This is a genomic window from Ruminococcus sp. FC2018 (genome assembly GCF_000621805.1).
GTDB lineage: Bacteria > Bacillota > Clostridia > Oscillospirales > Ruminococcaceae > Hominimerdicola.
Genome location: NZ_JHXH01000006.1, coordinates 120,442 through 141,754, shown reverse-complemented (window position 1 = coordinate 141,754; position 21,313 = coordinate 120,442). Strand labels below are relative to the sequence as shown.

Genomic DNA, 21,313 nt, shown 5'->3' with positions numbered 1-21,313 from the left:
GGATATTTTGTCCTAAAAATGCTATATGCGGAAAGAAGAGAAAATATGAGAAAGTTCATTTCAGAATTTATTGGCACATTGGTTTTGACGACCTTCGGCTGCGGAACTGCTATGCTGGTTGGTTGTAACTCGGATAACGGCGGCGGTTATATCCTTACTGCTCTCGCTTTCGGTCTGTCCATTGTGGCAATGGCTTACTGCATCGGAAATGTTTCCGGCTGTCATATCAATCCGGCTGTTTCCATGGCATTCCTCGCAAGAGGCGAAATGAAGATCGGTGAATTCTTCGGATATGTTATCTCTCAGTGCCTTGGCGCATTCGCAGGTGCAGGCATACTTTGCGGCATCTTTGAGTTCGGTCAGGTAACAGACAGAACAGGTGCATACGGCTCTAACGGGCTTGCAGGTGTTCACGGACACGTTGTTTCCGGTCTTATAGTTGAATTCCTGCTTACATTCGTTTTTGTTCTTACGATCCTGGGCGTTACATCCAAGAGAGCTAAGCACGGTTCCTTCGGAGGACTGGTGATCGGTCTTTCCCTTACCTTCGTTCACATCTTCGGCATCGGACTTACAGGCACATCTGTAAACCCTGCAAGAAGCTTTGGTCCGGCAGTTGTTGCAGCTATCACAGGAACTTCAGGTCCTATCGGTGATTTGTGGATCTTTATAGTTGCTCCGTTCCTGGGCGCTATCTTTGCAGCTATCGTTTACACTGCAATAGAGGGAAAACAAGAGTCTGAAACTGCGGATGATGATGCTCCCGTAAAGAAGGCTGTGGCTGCTGCAAGCGCAGAGACAACAGTTGAAAAGGCTGCACCAAAGACCAATAACAATCAGAACAAGAACCGCAGCAATAACAACAAAAATAAAAAGCGCAGATGATCTGTAAAAAAACACAAAGCTCGCAGGGTAATTTCCTGCGAGTTTTTTTTGTGTCATCTCCCCGAAAGCAAGGCATAAAAAAGCCCCCGGAAAACGGGGGCTGAAATAATTTAATCTCTCTTTATTCTTCCGAAGGTGACCTCACCGGGCTTATAGTAATTTGTGATATCTGTAAAGTTAGGCATATCAGAGGAAAACTGTCCCACAGCCTCATCGTCAAATCTGCGGAACTGGGCATAAACTCTTAGTCTTCCGGAATGGTTTTTCTCTACAAAGATATATGCCTCTCCATAAGCCTCATCAACCAGATAGCGGACTATGTCACGGTAGTCCTTACTGTTAGCTATCTCATCAACGTCACTGTCAGAATAGTATCTGTCCCTTGCTTTGAAGTATTCCTTAAAAGGCTCTATTTTTGCGTTCCCATTGAGGAGCTTAAAAACGCACCTTTCAATATTTCTTGAGACATTCATCGCATAGTGCATCCTGGTATCGATTATGATAGCTGTGCTTTCTGTATACTGCGGCTCACTGACGGTAGTAGTCTGACTGATATCAGGCTCTTTTCCCTGACGAGGGTGTCTTACAAGCGAGATGCGCTTTGATCCACGTGATCTGCTGTGATCGTTATTAAGCGCAAGCAGCGATGATACAAGCTGCGTGAGTCCCATAAAAGGTTCCTCCTTCCAACAAGGGTGATAAGTAAACATAGATTACATCTTTTTTTCCTTGTTGTCAAGAGCTTTTATATTTTATTTACAATTCCGGGCTTATTTTAGGAGATTTGCACAGCTTTTACGCCCTTTTCTTTAGCAACTCGCTTACCTTTGGCAAGCAATTTCCAGTTGTGTTTATACTGCTCATACGCCATTTTAAACTCCTCTTCCGTGGGTTCTATTCCGCCGAAACAGGTCTTTTCAAACAGCTCAACTATCAAACCGATATCTCCCTTCAGCTCGGTTCTTACATATTCCTCAAGTCTGTGTGGGGTGTAGCCTTCAAAATGCCTGCTGCTTCTTACTCTGTTCATAAGCTTAATAATATGCTGATAAACAAGTATCGGCTTTTCGCTGCTGTTTTTGAAATGCAGTCTTACACGGAATACCCGTTCCTCTATACGGTCAAGCAGGATAATAAACACGATAACAAACAGCACACCTGCAAAAAGAGCTATTCTGCCAAGTATCTTTGCAACGTCGCTTATTATCCCCGCTGCGTTGCCGGAAGCAGAGGATACACGCATATATTCCGGCACAGTTGGGTCAAATGACATCCAGCCCACCGCCGGGATATAACATTCTACAAACGCATGGGCGTTGGTATCCTTGACCACAAAGACGGAATCATCGTTTGTGTCCTTTTCAAATGCGGCAAAACCCTCAACGTATCTTGCAGGCACTCCCACATATCTTGCCATAAGCACCATTGCTGTGGCGTAGCTTGTACAGGAACCTGTTTTGCTTTCAAACATAAAATAGTCTATTGATTCATCTGGTGGGATATAATCCATGTCATAGGTAAAGCCGTTGGTGGCAAAATAATTTACTATCGCCTGGGCTTTCTCATAATCGTTTTTGCAGTCCTTGGTGATATCCAGTGCGAGCTGTGCCATTCTTTCGGATATTTTATAATAATCCTTATTTGTAAAGGTATCTATTGTGCTTGTGATGGCAGCATAGTTCTGGGGGCGGATAGCTCCCTGCTTCAGCGCACGGTCAAGTATCTTGACAAATCCCTGTGTATCATATGGCTGGCTTTTTGCAAAATCCACCACAGACTGCTTCTGTGGATAATATAAATATGTCACAGAGGAATAAGTGCCGCCGGAATTATAATAGGTCTCCGAATGGGTGGTCTTATAAACCTGAGGAGAATTATTCCTGTTTGCGTCATCAATATTCAGCTCGGCGCAGACATACCTTGGGGAGAAGTTTTCCTCGTAGGAAAGGTTAATATACCGCAAATCGTTCTGAGTGTATAGATCTGCAGTGTTAAAGAAATCAAGACTTGCCTTTTGCTGAGCATCGGTCAGATCAAGCTTTGACGCAGTATCTTTCATTATATCAAAATAGGATTTTGCAGATCCGATGGGGTTTGCAGACGCACTTCCGTATGACTCCATTTCTCCGGAGATATTCCGGTCTGTGACCCACCTTTCCTTATCGTTGAAAACATCAAAGGACTGTCTGCGCAGAAGCAGCAGATCATCGGATGAATTGGTCCTGACCTTGAACAGCACCTCGCCAACGGCATTGGAGCCAAATCGGTCGGAGGACTCGTCATTAAGGCTTGAAAATGCACTGAGGTTGCTGTTTATACGCAGGTCAAAAAAGTTCCTGTTATTTTCAAGATAGGAAGTCACCTGAGGCTTTGGGACAAACATTGTGACCATGCCAACAAACGTGACGAACACCAGGCTTGCGATAACATAGGAGTAGTTGAAGACCGTGTCCTTTTTAACATCGTCCGCAGACAGCTTTCCGTGGATAACCAAAGCAAGGTACACTGTTATCATAAACACCAGGTCGATCCCGTCAATGCTCTGGGCACGCTTTCCGTAAATTATAAACGGAAGCAGAACAGCCAGCATCAGACCTGAGGCTCTGAAGCGGATAACGGAAAAGTAGTAGACGATGGAAACCAGGAAAAAGCTGAAGAATATCAGCACTGTGGCAGAGTACTCTCCTACCTGTCCTGCTTCTGCGCTGGAAACGTAAAACCAGTTCATAAACCAGACTCCGCTGCGGTCAAATCCTCTTGTCAGAAGCAGCCGGCAGACAAGTATCAGCGCACCGCCTATCACAAGGAATATAATACCTCTGACAAGCTTTATTCTTTTTATCTTCTCATAGGTAAACAACAGCAAAGACATAAACGCCAGGCTTATAAGGCTGTACATACGCACATCGGTTGTGAAATACTGTACGATTATCAGCCTCATTACCGAATAGCAAAGAGCCATGGCAAGAAAATACTTGGTGAAAAATATTTCTATCGTCTTTTTATGTTTCTTTAAAAACTGCATTTTTTCCTCCCTCGGAAAAAGGTATAAGGGTTAAATACGGATAAACTCAAACTCGTCGTTTATCTTCCAGACATTGGGACATATCTTGCCTATGCCGCTTTTTTCTGTAACTGCAAGGGAGCATCCTTTGGACAGCGAATAAGTTGAGATCTCCCCGTGCATATTTGAAAGGCAGGTACAAAAGCATATTACACGGTCATCGGCATTTTCTATTATTTCATTGCGGCTCATGACAGGGGCAGGTCTGATTGCGGCAAGTGCTTCCTGCAAGCTGACCAGTCCGCTTTCGTCTGCAACCTCAACGGTCTGCCATGTTCCGTTTTCAAAGTAGGTATAGTTGCTTTCATAGCCCATTATAAGAAGCATTGAAAGCATGGCAAGGCTTGCCTCGATTATCTTATCTGCGTTTTCATAATACGCTCTGTCGGCAGTGGGATTAACGGGATAGTCAAGGATAAAGTCCTGAGTAGCGGTAACCACCTTATCGTCAAGGCGCACCATAAGCTCGTCCTTTTTGGAGGAAAGCTTCCAGTTTACCCTTTTTAGCGGGTCGCCCACTTCATATTTTCTATGCTCATAGCCTGCGACTCCGGTAAGTCCGATCGCAGATTCGTTGGACTCCTCTTCCTCGTCGTCATTATAGGAAAAATTCTCGGAGGTTGCCTTTATGACCTCCGCCTGCATACCTGTATCACGCAGCTCAGGCATTATTCTTACCACATCCGAAAGCTTGTCCTTATCCTTAACATCGACCTCCGAAGTGACTATACCCATATAATCAAGCAGCTTTATCTCGCTTATGCCTATTGTTGCTGCGCCGCAAAGCTCAGTGGTAATAGGTATTGTTATAACGTCACCGAATCGGCGTGCGGATATGAACTTGAACTGTTTTATATGCCGGGTGGAAACGTTAGGAGTCATCACAAGGGTAAGCTGGATAAAGGAAGTTGGAAGTATTGTGGTCTTGGAAATATGTATCTCCATTTCCATCTGTTCGCCCTTGCTTGAAATGCTTGTAGATAGTGTTACCTCAACGTTTACCGTCTTTTTTGATACTATCACCAGAATAACCGAGAATATAAACGCAAGACAAAGAAGGATTATTATGAACAGTCCTCCTATGCCGCTGACATAAACACTCAACAGCACACCCAGCGCAAGGCAGACAATAAAATTAACAAGATTTTTAAACACTATTTACTCCGCCTCCACGGGACTTGTTACAGTCATGGAGATGCCCTCCAAAGCCTGCTCGTTGCTTTCAAAGGCACTCTTGCCCTTTGGTGAAAGAATTATCCTGTGGGAAAGTGTCTCGCTCATTACAGCCTTAACATCGTCGGGGACAACATAGCTTCTGCCGTTTACGTAGGCATACGCCTTTGAGGTCCTCAGAAGAGCGATACTTCCACGAGGGGAAACGCCAAGTCTTACGTACTGGCTATCTCTTGTTGCGGTAACTATATCAAGGATATATTTTCTCACAGAAGCAGCGACCTTGACTTGCTTCACTTCGTCGATAAGCTTTGAGATGTCCTGAGTGGTCATCACAGGCTCTATCTCCTTGGATCTGTTTGAGCTGTGCTCGCCGTTTTCCATTATGCGAAGCTCGTCCTCATAAGCGGGATAACCCATTGATATTTTCATGATAAATCTGTCCATCTGCGCTTCGGGCAAATGGTAGGTACCATAGGTCTCTACAGGATTCTGGGTAGCCAGTGTCATAAACGGAGTCGGAAGCACATGGGTATTACCGTCTATGGATATCTGATGCTCCTCCATGACCTCCAGCAGACTTGACTGGGATTTCGGCGAGGCTCTGTTTATCTCGTCGGCAAGCAGAAAGTTACACATTGCTGCGCCCTGCTTATACTCCAGCTCTCTTGTGACCTGGTTCACCATGGAAAAGCCAACGATGTCCGAGGGCATTACATCAGGAGTGAGCTGAATACGGTTGAATATTCCGTCAACACTTTTTGCAAGGGCAGATACAAGCTGAGTCTTACCCACGCCGGGCACGTCCTCGATAAGCACATGACCTTCGCACAGCATTGCGGTAATTATTTTGGTTATAGGCTCGGTCTTGCCCACAATTACCTTCTCGATATTTTCAATAAGCTTTGCTATCCTCTCGTCCATATATTAACTCTCCTTTGCTTTTTTTAGTAAAACAACTGTCTCTATCCCTGTAGTATGGGGGAACATATCCACGGGCTGTATAAGCTGAGCTTTATAACCAAGTTTGCGAAAAAGCTTCAGGTCCCGTTCAAGGCTTTCTATCCTGCACGAAACATACACCACCCTTTTGGGTGAAACAGCTGCCACGGCACTTATAAACTCCTGTGTGGAGCCTGCTCTTGGCGGGTCCATTATAATAACATCAAAGCTTTCGCCTCTATAGGCAAGCTCGCCCATCATCTGCGTTGCGTCGGCGCATACAAAGCTTATGTTATCCAACTTGTTAAGCCTTGCATTGGTGACGGCATCTTTCACTGCACTTTTATTGCTCTCAACGCCCACAACGCTTGCTCCCTGCTTTGCGCAGATGATACCGATAGTTCCCACTCCGCAATAGGCATCAAGCACCCTGGTACCCTGTTTTATGTCTGCGGCTGTGACCACGGTATCGTAAAGCACACGGGTCTGCACCGGGTTGACCTGGTAAAATGATGCGGGAGATATTATAAATCTGCATCCGCACAACTCGTCCGTTATCTTTCCGCTGCCGTAAAGGACGATATTTCTTTCTCCAAGTGTCAGAGGCATTCTGTCCGGGTTGATATTATGCACCACTGTGGTTATATCGGGACAAGCTTTTAAAAGTGCCCTGACAAAATTGCGCTTTGCAGGAAGTATTGGTCCCTTTGTCACCAGCACGACCATTATTTCCCCTGTGCCGTCAGCTATCCTTATAAGCGTATGGCGCAGCAAGCCTTTTCCTGTGCGTTCGTCATAGGGATTTATCCTGAAACTTGTAAAAAGCTTTTTCAAAGCACCGATTATCTCCCATGCCCGCTTATCTTCAAGGCTGCATTTATCCACAAATGTCACGCTTCTGCTTGAGGACTGGAACACTCCCGAGGCTACCCTGCCGCCGGAAAGCTTATACACAGTCTGGACCTTGTTGCGGTAATTGTAGGGTGGATCCATAGCCGCTATGCTGTGCACCTTACAAAATCCCGAAAGCATCCTGATCGCCTTATCCTGTTTCCACTGTATCTGCTTTTCGTAGGGCATATCCAGCTGGCACCCTCCGCAGCGTTTGAAACAAGGACATCTGCGGTACTGTTTTCTATTATTGTTATTATCTGTCATTTCAACCTCTGTAACACTTTATTTATCGTTTTATTATAACATTTAGTGCATAATATGTCAACAAAAAGGCGTAAATATGGTGTTTATGTTTAAAGCGTAAAAATGTGATTGATTTTTCTTCCCATATGTGGTAGAATGATTAAGGTTTTGATTATGTGAAAGGAGAAAAAGTAAAATGAAAAACATAAAGACAAAGCTTACTGCTGCGGTATGTGTTATAATTATGACTCTTTCGGCATCAGGCTGCGGGACAGACATTAATCCCGATCCGATACAGAAAAACGACACCGTTTCAAGCTCTTCCTCTGTTGCGGATTCAAAGGCAGATCCCCCGGAAAGCAAGCCGGACAGCAGCGATGCTTCAGGTCAGGACAAGGACAGCTCAGTTTCCACAGAGGAAAGCTCCTCGCAAGCTGACCCCAACAAGCCCGAACCAAGCTACAAGGTATCCTTGACCTGCGTTGGCGACAACCTTATCCACGATAATATTTATCTTGAAGCGGAAAGAAATTCGGGACAAAAGGGCAAGTATAATTTCGACCACGCTTACAAGCCTATCGAGAGCTATGTAAACGGTGACATCAACATTATCAACCAGGAAACCATTGTCACAGACGTTGTTCCTGCAAGGACTTACCCTTGCTTTGCAACACCAAAGGACAATGCCGACAAGATAAAGAGTCTTGGCTTCAACGTTGTGTCCATGTGCAACAACCACGTTTTTGACCAGGGTGAGGCTGCTCTTCAGGATTCCCTTTCCTACTGGTCAAAGCTTGGCATACTCCACTACGGTGCTTACGCAGACCAGGCTGACTGTGACAACATAAAGACCATGGAGGTCAACGGTATCAAGTTCGCATTTGTTGGTTATATGGAGCACACAAACGGAATTGACCTTCCCGACGACGCAAAGGCTGTGGTCATCAGACTAAAGGAAGAGGAAAAGGTAAAGGCTCAGGTACAAAAGGCTGATAAAATGGCTGATGTGGTGGTGGTATCCTGCCATTACGGCACAGAGATCTCAAACGAGCTTAACGACCAGCAGAAATATATCACACCCAAGCTTGTGCAGTGGGGAGCAGACCTTATCATCGGCACTCAGGCTCATGCGCTGAGCACCTGTGAATATCTGGACAAGCCCGACGGTACAAAGGCATTTGTTTACTACGGACTTGGAAACTTCCTTAACACCATGTACGATAAAAACTCGGTCATTGGTCTTATGGGCAAGCTTGATGTGGTAAAGGATAAAAACAGCGGAAAGATATCCTTTGAAAACGTCAAGGCTATCCCCCTTATCTCACACTTTGAGGCGACTGTATTCAACAGCGACTGGACAAACTGCCAGATAATCCCCTATGCAAAATACACCGACGAGATGTTTGCTAAGAACTTTGTACGTAACGACGGATTCAACCGTAACTATGTAAACTACATTCTCAACACCTATGTGCCAAAGGAATTTCTCAGCATTGAGTAACGCTGTTTAACAAGGCGTATTTAATCAAACTAACTTAGGGAGCTTCGGAAACGGAGCTCCTTTTTATTATCATCATTATAGCACAGGCAAATAAAAATTACAAATACTTATAGCAAATAGTCTGCAATACGTTTTGAGCATATCAAGGCGTAACAAAAAAACCACGGTACTATTGAAAAATACCGTGGTCTGTATTATTCTAACTGTGCAAATCTTGCTTGCATATTTCCATTGCTTTTTCAAAGCTCGAGGGTACACCAAGGAGAAATCCTTGGATAATGTCGCACCCGTATTCCTTCAGCTTGCGGTACTGCACCTGGGTCTCAACGCCCTCTGCAACTATGCTGCATTTGAGCATATGACCCATTGAGATTATCGCCGTTATAAATCCATCGTCGTTTTCATCGTTAAGGCAATCCACAAAGCTCTTGTCTATCTTTAAAATGTCTATAGGCAGAGAATGCAGATAGCTCAAAGAGGCAAAGCCTGTACCGAAGTCGTCAAGGGCAATTTTTATTCCCAGCTCTTTGAGCTTGAAAAGTACTTCGGTAGCAACCTCAAGAGATGAGATAAACAAATTCTCCGTTACCTCAACTACAAGGTTCTTTGCAGGAAATCCTGTGGCTTTAATGGCACTTTTTACTGTGCTGACAAAATTGCTGCTCAAGAGGAAGGCAACCGAAACATTCACCGAAACCAGTATATCAGGGTTTACTTCCACAGCTTCCTTCATCATCTGCATGGAACGCTCCATGACCCACTTGTCGATATAACTTATATAGTTCAGCTTTTCGGCTATGCGGATATATTCATAGGGCTGGATAAGCTCGTCATTTACGCCCTTGAAACGTATAAGTGTTTCATAGCCCTTGAGTTTTCCGCTTTTTGCATCAAACAGAGGCTGGAAAACTGTCTGGAAACGCTGTGAATTAACAGCATTCTTAACAAAATTCTCACCCTCAACATCGGCATTCATCATTTCCATCTGTGCCTGTGAGAACAGACATATCTGGTGCTTGCCTTCGCTTTTCGCTCTATACATTGCTGTGTCGGCATACCTCAGAAGCAATGAGGAATCGGTTGCGTGATCCGGGAAAAAGGAAACGCCGATACTTGCGGTTATGTAAAAATCCTTGCCGTTTATCAAAAACTTTTCCCGCAGGCAATACTGATAGCGTTCCACAAGTGCCTTGACCTCGCTGCTGTCGCTGTATCCGCTGACGATAAGGGAAAACTCATCGCCGCCAAGACGGGCAAGAAAATGCTTGTCCCCAAGGATACTGTTCCAGCGTTTAGATATCTCAACAAGCACGTTATTACCGTAGTCGTGACCCATTGTGTCGTTGATATTCTTGAAATTGTCTATATCAATAAAGGCAACGGCGAATTTCTCGCCTTTTTCAATAAATTTCTGGATAGCAAGGTTAAAAGCTCTTCGGTTTGGAAGAGATGTGAGTGAATCGGAATGAGCCATTCTGTCCAGGGCAAGCTCGTTGTCCTTTATCTTTGTAAGACCTTTATACAGGATATAGACCACAGCGATATTGACCAGCAGTATCGGCAGCGAGGGCAGCGCAGTTCCGTCCTGCTTGAGCCCCACGATAAAGAACATCCATATAAAATTTATAGTTATGGTCACTGCGGCGGCACGCCAGCCTTTTTTCCCTGCCATTACCACCATTATTATATTCACAGCCATCTGCACAATGGAAAACATACCACAAAAGCTCTGTGCAGGTATATGTAATCCTCCAAACACCACAGGCTCTTTCATTTTATTAAAAATGATGACACAGACCTGAAGAAGGATATAGATAATTACACCAATGGCTACTACTGCACTCTCATATTTTTTATTCTGGTTTTTCCCCACGCCGGATCACCACCTTAACAACAAACTGTTTTTCAATTTAATTATACCATATCGGCTTTTTGATTGCAAGTGTTTTTGATTGACAGATATGACGTAATATGATATAATCACAAGGTAAGGAAAAGGATTGGAAAAACCTGCAAATCCCTATTTAAAGGGCTTTGCAAAGTGAAGGAGAACTTAGTTTCACAATTATGAAATCAATAATTAGAACAAAACCCCAAAAGATGTTACTTACTGTTAACATACCACAGAAGCAGCAAGAACAGCTTAGCGAGATAATGTCCCGTCATGGCGGCAAAGCTTTAAGTATATCAGCGGACATGGGCGCACAAAAGCTGGGGTATCTTTTAGGATCCGGCGGATTTGAAAAAACCGATCAGCCGCCTCAGAGCATCGAAAACCCCATGGCTGTATTTTCAGGCATTGACGGCACGGAGCTTAATGCACTGCTTGGAGAAATGAGAGCCTGCGAAATACGCATCGATCTTAAAGCTATATGCACTCCCCACAACCGGAGCTGGAGCATGAAGGCACTTGAACAGGAGCTTTTGAGCGAACACCGATACATGAATGGGGGCAAAGGCAGTGAGTAAACGCAACAAGGGTATCATTCTGATCATCCTTTCAGCATTCAGCTTCTCGTTCATGTTTGCATTTGTACGGCTTGCCGGCGAGCTCCCAACCATGCAGAAAGTGTTTTTCAGAAACTTTGTGGCATTATTTTTTGCAGTTGGAGTAATGATAAAAAACAAGATCCCCTTCAGATGTCAAAACAGAAAAAACTCCGCAGTTCTGTTTGTCCGGGCATTTGCAGGATCACTTGGAATGATAGCGAATTTTTATGCAATAGATGTCCTTGTTCTTTCCGATGCGTCGATATTAAACAAGATGTCACCGTTTTTCTGTGTGATCTTCTCGTTTATCTTCCTGAAAGAAAAGCTCAAGCTTTTCAATATACTCACCATAAGCGGTGCATTCATCGGAGCTCTTTTTGTAATAAAGCCCACCTTTGCCAACGCCGAGCTTTTTGCCTCTGTTGTGGGATTTCTCGGGGGAATGGGTGCGGGACTTGCCTACACCTGCGTAAGATACCTGGGTGAAAATGGCGAAAAGGGACCGATGATAGTAGCCTATTTTTCTGGGTTTTCCTGCCTTATCACACTCCCCTGGCTTATCTTTGGCTATCACCATATGCAATGGTGGCAGGTGCTTTGTCTTATCGGTGCAGGATTTGGTGCGGCAGGGGGACAGTTTGCCATTACAGCGGCTTACTCCAACGCCCCTGCAAAGGAAATATCGGTTTTCGATTACACACAGATCATTTTCACATCTGCCCTGGGACTTTTAATGTTCGGACAGATACCTGACATATGGAGCATACTCGGTTACGGAATAATCATCTCAATGGCACTTGTTGTTTTCCTGAGAAACAACAAAAAAGAACGAAACGTTAACACTGAAGCCGAAGTTCCGGATACATTACAACAGTAAAAAAAAGCCCCGAAAACTCGGGGCTTTGATTTTTTATTAACCTCTGGTGTCTGCGATAAATCTCTTGAGATCCTGTGCGTTTGCACACTTTTCAAGGGCAACATCCATAGAGATCGTTCTGGATTTAACGAGCTTAGCAAGCTCCTGGTCCATAGTCTGCATTCCCTGTGCTTTACCTGTCTGCATAGCGGAACCGATAAGGTGGACCTTATCGTCACGGATCATAGCCTTGATAGAGTCAGTTGCATTAAGGATCTCACAGCAAGCTACACGGCTTGTGCCGTCGAACGTACGGCAAAGGGTCTGTGTACAGATACCAACGAGAACAGATGCCAGCTGAGTTCTGATCTGGTGCTGCTGGTGAGCCGGGAATACGTCGATGATACGGTCGATGGTGGACGCTGCGTCCGTTGTATGAAGGGTACTCATTACAAGGTGACCTGTTTCAGCGGCGGTAACTGCGGCTTCGATAGTTTCAAAGTCTCTCATTTCTCCTACGAGGATGATATCCGGGTCCTCACGGAGTGCTGCACGAAGGGAGAGGGAGAAGCTTGGTACGTCAGGTCCGACCTCTCTCTGGTTTACCATACATCTCTTATGAGCGTGCATATACTCGATAGGATCCTCGACTGTGATTATGTGAGCTGACTTGTGGATATTAACGTAGTCGATCATTGCTGCCAGTGTTGTTGACTTACCGGAACCGGTAGGACCTGTTACAAGCACCAGTCCTCTTGGTCTCATAACGAACTCGGCAAGTACCGGCGGCAGATTAAGGTCTGTCAGTGTAGGGATATCGTTTCTCAGCAGACGGATAGCGATAGCCGTTGAACCTCTCTGACGGTATACGTTTACACGGTGACGGAAGCCTCTGGTGGAAACGTATGTAAAGTCGGTATCAATATGGTCCTTGATCTGCTGTCTTTGTTTATCGTTACACATATCCTTGGTGATGTTCTGAATTTCGATCTCAGTCATGTCAGGGTATGAAGAAAGCTTTCTCAAGTTACCGCCCTGTCTTACGATAGGGGGGATACCCACTGTGAAGTGAAGGTCAGAGCATCCGAGAGCTCTCGCCTCATCAAGAATTTTGTTAATGTCCACTGCCATTGTCTTTTACCTCCAATTTATGTTTATTATAATTATAATTAAACAGCGTATGTTACACGGATAAGCTCCTCCATTGAGGTCCTGCCCTCCTGAACCAGCTTAGAAACGTTATCTCTAAGAAGGAGTGTTCCCTCTTCCTTGGCAAGCTCTGCGATCTCATCGGCTTTTGCTCCGCCTGTGATAAGGATCTGCATTCTTGAAGTCGCAAGAAGGATCTCATGGATAGCGGTACGTCCGTTATAACCGGTGTTATTACACTTAGGACATCCGCCTGCGTCATAAACCATAACAGAATGATCTATACCCATAAGCTTATCCTCTTCAGGGGTCGACATTCTTGGTTTTTTACATTCCGGACACAGGGTCTTGGTAAGACGCTGTGCAACGATACCGATAAGGGAAGTTGCAACCATGTAAGGCTCAACACCCATATCCACAAGTCTTGTTACAGTTGATGCTGCATCGTTTGTATGAAGTGTGGAAAGCACAAGGTGTCCTGTGATAGCCGCTCTGATAGCGATCTCGGCTGTCTCGGTATCACGCATTTCTCCGACCATTATAATATCAGGGTCCTGACGAAGGATAGAACGCAGGGCTGCACCGAAGGTCATACCCGCTTTTTCGTTTATCTGACACTGATTTATATTGGCGATCTTCTTCTCGACAGGGTCTTCGACGGTGATAACGTTAAGATTTGGCTTAGCGATCTCACCCAAAGCTGCATAAAGGGTGGTAGATTTACCGGAACCTGTAGGTCCTGTTACGAGCACCACGCCCTGCGGCACTTTAAGGCAGGATACGAATCTTTCGTAGTTATAGTCTGTCATACCAAGATCCTGGATCTTTCTGACTGAACTATCGCTGGCAAGAATACGGATAACGACCTTTTCGCCGTAAACCATAGGAAGGTTAGATACACGAAGGTCAACTACCGCTCCGTCTATGGTCTGGGACATACGTCCGTCCTGAGGGACACGCTTCTCGGCAATATTCATTCCGGAAAGGATCTTATATCTTGTTACAAGTGAAACATGAAGCGCAGGTGAAAGGGTCATAAGCTCAACAAGGTCACCGTTGATTCTTATTCTTATCTTAGTGATATCCTTGAAAGGCTCGATATGAATATCGGTTGCGTTCTGTCGGAAAGCGTTTTCAACAATAGCTGTGGCAAGCTTAACGATAGGCGCATTTTCAATTCTGTCTGCACTGAGGTCGATATCCTCAAGGTTAAGCTCCTCTTCCTTCTCCTTGGTAGCCTCATCGACCACGCTGTCAACCTGTCCTTGTGAATAAAGCCTACCGATAGCTCTGTTAAGAGCAGCCTTAGTTGCCATAACAGGTCTTACGTTACAGCCTGTGATAACTCTCAGATCTTCAAGGACATAGAAGTTACTCGGATCATTTGTTGCGACCGTAAGACGCTTGCCCATTTTTTCTACGGCAATAACGCTGTATTTTCTTGCAGATGCCTCAGGTATCTTTTTGACCACATCAGGAAGCAGCTCAACGTTATCAAGGTCAACGAACGGGATACTCAATCTTTCAGCCAGCACCTCGGCAAACTGAACGTCGGTAATAAAGCCCATTTCGACGATAACGTCACCGAACATCTTACCCTTGGATTCCTTCTGTTTGGTCAGCACTTCCTGAAGCTGAGCTTCGGTAATAAGCTTCTTTTCAACAAGATACTGTCCGACTGGTCCGTTTCTCATATTTTCTCTCCTAACTCCTCACTAATGTGTGGTAAAATATTTATAATATCTATTGTATTTTTCACATTGATGTGCTAAAATATGTTTAGTATCCTGAAAGGGGGATAAAAAACTTGGATAAACTTTCATTCTACTACATCATAATCTACATTTTCATGTTTATTTTCGGTGTATGCGTAGGCAGTTTTCTCAACGTCTGCATTTACAGACTGCCAAAAAACGAAAGCCTTATTAAGCGCAACTCACACTGTATGACCTGCGGGGAGGAGATCAAGCGCAGAGATCTTATCCCAATTATAAGCTGGTGCTTGCTTCGAGGAAAATGCCGCAGCTGCGGTGCAAAGATCTCGCCCAGGTACACAGTTGTTGAACTTCTCAACGGCGTCTTATGGCTGGTATGTGCTTTGTTCTTTGACATTGTATCCTATCCCATGTACATAGTGCTCACCTGCCTTGTACTTTCGGCACTTGTTGTAGTTTTCTTTATGGACTGGGACACACAGCTTATAAACATCTGGGTGGTAGTATTCATAGCAGTAATGGCTGTTCTTGAAATGATCCTTTGCAACGGGATCTTCGGCATCGACACAAAGTCTCATATCATCGGTACTTTTGCTGCAAGCATACCACTGCTTATTGTAGTTCTTGTTTCCCGTGAAAGAGCAATGGGCTGGGGTGACTTTTATCTTATGGCTGCCGCAGGACTTTACCTTGGAACACAAGGCATACTGGTTGCACTTGGTATTGCGCTGGTCACCGGTTCTATCGGCGGACTTGCTCAAAAGAAATTCAGCGGAAGCTCAAAATTTGCTTTTGGTCCATACCTATCTCTTGGCGTTGCAGTGTCAATATTCTTTGGTGATGTCATAGGCGACTGGTACATGAGGATCACCGGTCTGTATGAAATACTTGAGATAACCCCATAAAAAAATCGCAAACATCATCCGCTCGTCCGAAAAGGTCGGGCGGTTTATTTTTGCTCAAAAGAGCCTCTTAACAACCTGAGCTGTTAAGGGGTTCTTTTCAGCAGACAGGCGGTGAAGCCTGTCTGTGAAAACTAAATTACTTTACAGCTGTAACAGTGATAGATTTGATCTTATTAGCAGCGTTTCCGTTCAAAAGAACATTGAAGGAATAAGAGCCGTTTGGTCCGATGCTTGCATAGTTATACTGATCATCTTTTGAAATAAGAGTAATACTATTTCCGGATCCACTTTCACGACTTACTTTCCAATCATCGATCTGATTAACACTTGTGCTATTCTCAAATTCGATCACAACTCTCCAAACTTTTACGGTGCTGGAAGAATTATTGACGATGTTTATAGGCATTTTTCTTGCCCAGCCCATGTCTGAACCGGTTTCACCAACTGAGGTAGAGCTCATACTTGAGCTTCCGCCTGAGCTGCTTCCGCCGCCGCTTGGAGTGTTATCCTTGAATTTAGCTATGAATGTGCAATTTGCCTGAATTGCTGTTGTAACGTCCTTATCCTCAGCATCCTTAAGAACCCACTTGTCAAATACCTTTCCGCTTGGGATCTTTGAAGACTCCGGATTCGGAACTGAAACATTAGGAAGCACCTGACCCTTTGTTATATAGTACTCACGATCAACTGAAGTGCCATCTGTGGAGAACTTAACCAAAAGCTTTGGAGTTATCTTTGCTTCAAATTCCTTTGGACCGTCGATATTTACCTCATCATAAGGAGTGTTGGTTCCCTTGAGCACCCATACATAATCATTTTTAACAAGATCAAGATTTGCAGGTGCCGCAGGTGCTGTTGCCCTAACGATCTCGCCAGGTGCAGTTGCCTTTTGTTCAACAGTGGTCTGTGACTCACCGTTGCACCACCAAATAAGATTTACATCATTTACAGATGGTTCTTTCTTTGTATAGTGTACGGTAAATACAGTATCTGTTTCGATAGTATAAGGAACTGTAGGATCAACGTTCTCTCCCTTAGGACCAAGCCAATAAGGAGCGTTATAGCCTGATACATTTGCAGGTGTTGCAGAGATCTTATACTTTGTACCAACCTTTACCTCAACGCTTGAAGATACTTCCTGGCCTGCAAATACAGGGGAATCCTCTGCATAAACAAAGCTTACTTTACATGTAGAAATATTTCTTGGTCTCTGGAAGAAGATGTAGGTATATCTTGCAGGAGCTGATATAGATTCACCATTTTCATAGCTGGTGTAGCTCAGAGCAGTATGCGGGTTATAGAACTTCTTCTGATACTCTGTTGCATCTGATGGCAAACCGGAAACAGGGAATGCGTAATCCCACTTTGCTTGTTTTTTGCTATACAATGCCTCTGCCTGTGCAACGGCACCCTGCAGATTCATATCATAGAAAGTAAGCTTGGTAGAATCACTATTCTTTCTGGCATTGATATTCGTAAGGTTAATAACTGCTCCCTTATTCTTTACAAGGTTACCCTCGTCATCTGTGCTTGTTCCTCTGTCGAATTTCTTTTTGGTGAAAACAAATTCTCCATTTTCGTAAACAGGCTGATAAGCGGTAAGACTAACCTGAAGGGTGCTTAAATTACTATCCTTTTTGAAATCTTCATCAAGGATATTTGTTCCTACACGGATATCAAATGCAAACTTATCGTAGAAATCTGCGCCCTTGACGATATACGCATCTTCCGTATTGTTAAGATTTAAACCGTGCTGGTCAAGATTTTCGACTCTGATGATACCTCCTCTTGCCTGAAGCCTTGTGGCAGTATCATTTTTATTGGGATCATAATTCTTAAGCTGATATCCTCTTGGGTTCTGGTTGTCAATAATAAGACAATCAGTGAAAGCTACGGGGTAATCTCCTACGAGTCCCTTATCGCTAACCTTAGGGACACCTGTATAATCCTTAAGGACCAAGATATTTGTTGCATATCTCAGATTATCATCCATGTACTCAATAAGTCCTGAGCTGATGATATTTGAATCCATAGTGGACTGTGTGTCATTATGGATATCGTTTGCCGGTCTCATGAAGTTGAGTATTGCTACCATTATCGCACCGAAGATGCTGACAACGACTATAAGCTCAACAAGGGTGAAACCGTTTTTATTATTCTTTTTATTAAAATTCATACGGTATACCTCCCTTATCAGCCTTCATCAGTACCTGCGCCGCCTTCACCTGCGCCGCCTTCACCTGCGCCGCCTTCGCCGGCCTCGCCTTCTTCAGCAGCGGCTGGTGAAGATGTAGAAGCAGCACCTGATTCTGCATACTCTTCATTTGTTTTGATCTCAAGGCCCTCGCAAACGTGGATAGAAATATATCCGGTTGCTTTTCCGTCTTCTTTTTCCATATACTTATCAAGTTCACTCAGAGTAAATGTTTTCTTGACAGTTTCATCACGCCAGTCATTAAAGCTGAAGATCTGATCTGTGTACCCTCTGCAGACACCGATAATAACGGTATCCTCGTCACCGATAGGTACATTTGCCTTATCTTTGAGGGATGACTTCTTAGTTGTATAGAACTGAACGCCCTCGTCCATTCCGACGAGCAAAGCGTGCATATTAACTATACCGGAATGGTTAGTTATTTTGATCCAGTATTTTCCTGTTGAAGGATCCGGAGGATCAAGGTCTGCTATATCACTTCTGAAGAATCTGAGCTGATAATTTGTATCATTCTTATCCTTGTTACGACGCTCGGCAACATAGCCATAAGTCTTTGGTTCAAGTTTTAATGTTCCAAAATCAGCCGTCAGATTATACTCATTAGTCGATGTGGCTCCACCAGTAAGAAGCTTCTTTATGTGTGAAGTACCGGCACCATAATCCTTGCTCGTATCAAATGCTTCAGCGGCAGCAGCCTGCTCATACATTTCATTACTTCTCAGATATGTGTCCGTATTCTTCTTCTTAGCTGCAACAGCTACAGTTACGAACATTCCGGCAATAGCAGCAAGGATACACATTGAAATGATTACTTCAACAAGAGTCATACCTTTTTTATTAGTATTTTTCATGTATATCGCCTCCTGTATCAGTAATGATCATATCTGTCAAGATTGAATCCTGCGATCTCTCCGCCCTTGTTGCCCTTAGCATTTGAAAGAACGCTTGTGGAAGCAGGTTCGGTATAGAGGTAGAATACTGTGTTCTTCGAGTTAAACATACCGGCAATAAATACACCGGCACCCTGAACTGTCTTACCGTTAATATCATTGTATGGATTTCCATCTGCGTCTACGCACTTAACAGACATTCCGCTTGCACACATACCGAATGTTGTCTGCGGTCCATAATAAGATATCTGCATGAAACCGGCATTGTTGGCAACACCGTGATCGTAGAACTCACCGTTAAGACCTGTTCCGGCTTTCTTCGGAGTAGCTCCGAAGGAGAAATTCTCTCCAATAAGGAATATGATATTTGAAATTCCAGGACCGTAAATAATTTTTCCGCCCTTATTTCCGTTAAGGTCCTTATTAGCAGTCGGATTATAATAGAAATTAGAAAGAATTGCACCGCTTGCATTCTTAGGACTGCGGTCCTTATTTTTGCGGAAACTTTCGCTGAACATTCTTATATACGTCTCATAATCATATACCCACATATTACCAAACTCAAAATATGCATTATCAGGGTTAGAAAGATGAGCGTTAGATCCTGTATGCAGGTGTACGCCCTTTGCATCCTTACCGTTTGCAACGATCTTATCACCGGAATCGGATACAAAGTAGCAGTTATACTTATGCTGTTCTGTTTCTCTGCCTGTATCCTGGTCAGTATGCTTTTCAATAGGAGACAGATTTCTTACAACGATCTCCGGACCGGAGCCATCGGCAATTGATGTTCCGGCTTTGAGCATGATCATTACATCTTTATCCTTAACATCAACAAGAACAGTATTACTATTAGGATGAGCAGAGTTATTTGCAAGGTTATCGATAACACAATCCTTATCCACGTAGAAATTGAAAGCAGCCTCAGATGTATCTATGTTTGTGTTAAAGTCCTTGAACATATTAAGAGGAGTGCCTTTGTAGAAGTTAAGATACTGTGTTTTGAAGTTATCGCTGGAAGCGCCGTCAATGTTCATGAACATATCCTCAGGCATAAACTCATAAGCTTCAGCTGAGTACTCCATCTTTTCCTTAGGATCGGTTCCTCTGCCTGTCTTATCGATGACAGCATCTTTTTCCTCATAAATTTTCTTAGCTTTTATTTTACTCTTGTTTCCCTTGATTGCTCCTTTAACATGGAGGTCACCAGTAACATTTAGACCAATTGATTTATTACATTTAGTAAGATCAAGGTCGCCCTCAATAAAGCAATCTCCGTCGATATTAGCCTCAGTGTTATTACCAATCAGGAAATCACCCTTCTGACCCTCAACCGGAGGATCCTCGCTATAGCAGTATACATTACCGTAAACATGGAAATTATCTCCGCCGCAGAGTCCCTGATCGATCGTTGTGTCAAATCCATGAGTTATAATATCGATCTGATGGCCTTCTACCTTGCCGCTGTATCCAACGTCAACATTAGTACTCTTGAGAGTACCACCTACGTAAACATAGTTGAATCCATCGCTGCGAGCCATGCTTGTAGAAGCTTTGAGCTTACCGGTAAAGTCCTGAGAGATCATAACAAAAGATCCCATGGAAGACTGCTGCATATTCGGACGAAGCAAGAAGCTTGAACCTGTGGATGTTGTTTTAACATTACCCCATACATAGAGTGATCCCAGGAGATTACAGTTATTGTTCAAGGTATATGTCTTTGAAAGATTTGTGTTATCAAGAACAGCTGTATCACCGACGATACTCAGGTTATCAAGGCTCATAATGCTTTTGCCGATTTCCTCAAGGGTATTGGTGAACTTTGCAGGCTTCTTAGCAGTTTCTGTAGAAATATGAGCTGCAACTTTTTCGGTCTCATCGCCATAGGTCGTATAAGCGGTAATTACCAATTTATCAGCGTTACCATTTTCTGTTTTGATCTCAAGCTCAGTAGAACCAAGTTTGTAATCTGTGCCGTCATTTCCGTTATAGGTGACCTGCTTTTTGGTACCCTTGCCTCCATTTGCCTGAGCAAGCTGCTTGAGCGCATTGATGTTTGCGATCTGCTTAGCAACTGCAGCAGCATCACTGGCATCTGTTGGTGCAGAGGTAATATCCCTTATTTCTGCAACAAAGGATTTCAGTGTAGTGGATGCGGTAAGATAAGCCTGTTTGCGGCTGTAATTGGAGTTGGTTTTACGCCTGTTTACAGCAACATGACCGATCGTGGCTGTCATCAAGATAGACATGATGAGAAGAACCACAACAGCGGTAACAAGAACGGCACCGGACTTATTAGCGCTTCTTTTTTTCGCGTTCGGTTTCATTTTCTACCACCCTTTCATAATACTCAATACTTTTACCATTATATAGCACGATATGGCAGACCGA

16 protein-coding genes are annotated in these 21,313 nt (G+C 44.0%); 5 read left to right on the top strand and 11 right to left on the bottom strand.

The features are described from left to right. Positions 1-45 precede the first annotated feature (45 nt). Positions 46-885, top strand: coding sequence for an MIP/aquaporin family protein (locus T494_RS0105940; protein ID WP_028505505.1), 840 nt, complete (start codon positions 46-48; stop codon positions 883-885). 110 nt (positions 886-995) lie between these two features. Here T494_RS0105940 and T494_RS0105935 read toward each other — a convergent pair whose 3' ends face one another. The 5 genes from T494_RS0105935 to rlmD all read right to left on the bottom strand — a co-directional run bounded on the left by T494_RS0105935 (position 996) and on the right by rlmD (position 7,222). Further along, positions 996-1,556: a hypothetical protein gene (locus tag T494_RS0105935; RefSeq protein ID WP_028505504.1), complete on the bottom strand. Its 561-nt coding sequence runs from the start codon at positions 1,554-1,556 to the stop codon at positions 996-998. 104 nt (positions 1,557-1,660) lie between these two features. Next, positions 1,661-3,910, bottom strand: a complete 2,250-nt coding sequence (locus T494_RS12475) for a transglutaminase domain-containing protein (RefSeq protein WP_051540138.1) — start codon at positions 3,908-3,910, stop codon at positions 1,661-1,663. Positions 3,911-3,940: 30 nt separating this feature from the next. After that, a complete protein-coding gene (locus T494_RS0105925; RefSeq protein WP_037344084.1) occupies positions 3,941-5,104 on the bottom strand; it encodes a DUF58 domain-containing protein in 1,164 nt (387 codons plus the stop codon). Positions 5,105-5,107: 3 nt separating this feature from the next. Next, the gene (locus T494_RS0105920; RefSeq protein ID WP_028505502.1) at positions 5,108-6,046 is read right to left on the bottom strand and encodes a MoxR family ATPase; all 939 of its coding nucleotides are present in this window, start codon (positions 6,044-6,046) and stop codon (positions 5,108-5,110) included. A gap of 3 nt (positions 6,047-6,049) precedes the next feature. After that, positions 6,050-7,222 carry a 23S rRNA (uracil(1939)-C(5))-methyltransferase RlmD gene (rlmD, locus tag T494_RS12470; RefSeq protein WP_051540136.1) on the bottom strand — a complete coding sequence of 391 codons (1,173 nt, stop codon included), beginning with the start codon at positions 7,220-7,222 and terminating at the stop codon, positions 6,050-6,052. Positions 7,223-7,397: 175 nt separating this feature from the next. Between rlmD and T494_RS0105910 the strand changes: the two genes are divergently transcribed. Next, positions 7,398-8,702 (top strand): CapA family protein, encoded by a 1,305-nt coding sequence (locus T494_RS0105910; RefSeq protein WP_028505501.1) that lies wholly within the window; start codon positions 7,398-7,400, stop codon positions 8,700-8,702. Between the two features lie 199 nt (positions 8,703-8,901). Here the strand turns inward: T494_RS0105910 and T494_RS0105905 are convergent, their stop codons facing one another. Continuing rightward, entirely contained in the window at positions 8,902-10,575 is a 1,674-nt protein-coding gene (locus T494_RS0105905; RefSeq protein WP_028505500.1) for a GGDEF domain-containing phosphodiesterase, read from the bottom strand. A gap of 227 nt (positions 10,576-10,802) precedes the next feature. Here T494_RS0105905 and T494_RS12465 point away from each other — a divergent pair, with 227 nt between their 5' ends. Then, positions 10,803-11,171: a DUF3783 domain-containing protein gene (locus T494_RS12465; RefSeq protein WP_197021130.1), complete on the top strand. Its 369-nt coding sequence runs from the start codon at positions 10,803-10,805 to the stop codon at positions 11,169-11,171. Continuing rightward, on the top strand, positions 11,164-12,069 hold the full coding sequence (locus T494_RS0105895; RefSeq protein WP_028505499.1) for an EamA family transporter: 906 nt from the start codon (positions 11,164-11,166) through the stop codon (positions 12,067-12,069). Before T494_RS12465 ends, T494_RS0105895 begins: the two co-directional genes overlap by 8 nt. 36 nt (positions 12,070-12,105) lie before the next feature. Here the strand turns inward: T494_RS0105895 and T494_RS0105890 are convergent, their stop codons facing one another. Continuing rightward, positions 12,106-13,179 (bottom strand): type IV pilus twitching motility protein PilT, encoded by a 1,074-nt coding sequence (locus T494_RS0105890; RefSeq protein ID WP_081777239.1) that lies wholly within the window; start codon positions 13,177-13,179, stop codon positions 12,106-12,108. A 38-nt stretch (positions 13,180-13,217) separates the two neighbouring features. After that, positions 13,218-14,891, bottom strand: coding sequence for a GspE/PulE family protein (locus T494_RS0105885; RefSeq protein ID WP_028505497.1), 1,674 nt, complete (start codon positions 14,889-14,891; stop codon positions 13,218-13,220). A gap of 113 nt (positions 14,892-15,004) precedes the next feature. On the opposite strand from T494_RS0105885, the gene T494_RS0105880 reads away from it, so the two are divergent. Beyond that, complete coding sequence (locus T494_RS0105880) at positions 15,005-15,817, top strand: A24 family peptidase (RefSeq protein WP_028505496.1); 813 nt, start codon at positions 15,005-15,007, stop codon at positions 15,815-15,817. A gap of 136 nt (positions 15,818-15,953) precedes the next feature. On the opposite strand, the gene T494_RS0105875 is transcribed toward T494_RS0105880, so the two are convergent. The 3 genes from T494_RS0105875 to T494_RS0105865 are packed head-to-tail and all read right to left on the bottom strand — an operon-like array spanning position 15,954 to position 21,249. Beyond that, positions 15,954-17,993 carry a type II secretion system protein gene (locus T494_RS0105875; RefSeq protein WP_028505495.1) on the bottom strand — a complete coding sequence of 680 codons (2,040 nt, stop codon included), beginning with the start codon at positions 17,991-17,993 and terminating at the stop codon, positions 15,954-15,956. A 17-nt stretch (positions 17,994-18,010) separates the two neighbouring features. Then, positions 18,011-18,883: a type II secretion system protein gene (locus T494_RS0105870; protein ID WP_028505494.1), complete on the bottom strand. Its 873-nt coding sequence runs from the start codon at positions 18,881-18,883 to the stop codon at positions 18,011-18,013. 17 nt (positions 18,884-18,900) lie between these two features. Continuing rightward, positions 18,901-21,249, bottom strand: coding sequence for a hypothetical protein (locus tag T494_RS0105865; RefSeq protein ID WP_028505493.1), 2,349 nt, complete (start codon positions 21,247-21,249; stop codon positions 18,901-18,903). Between the last annotated feature and the right edge of the window lie 64 nt (positions 21,250-21,313).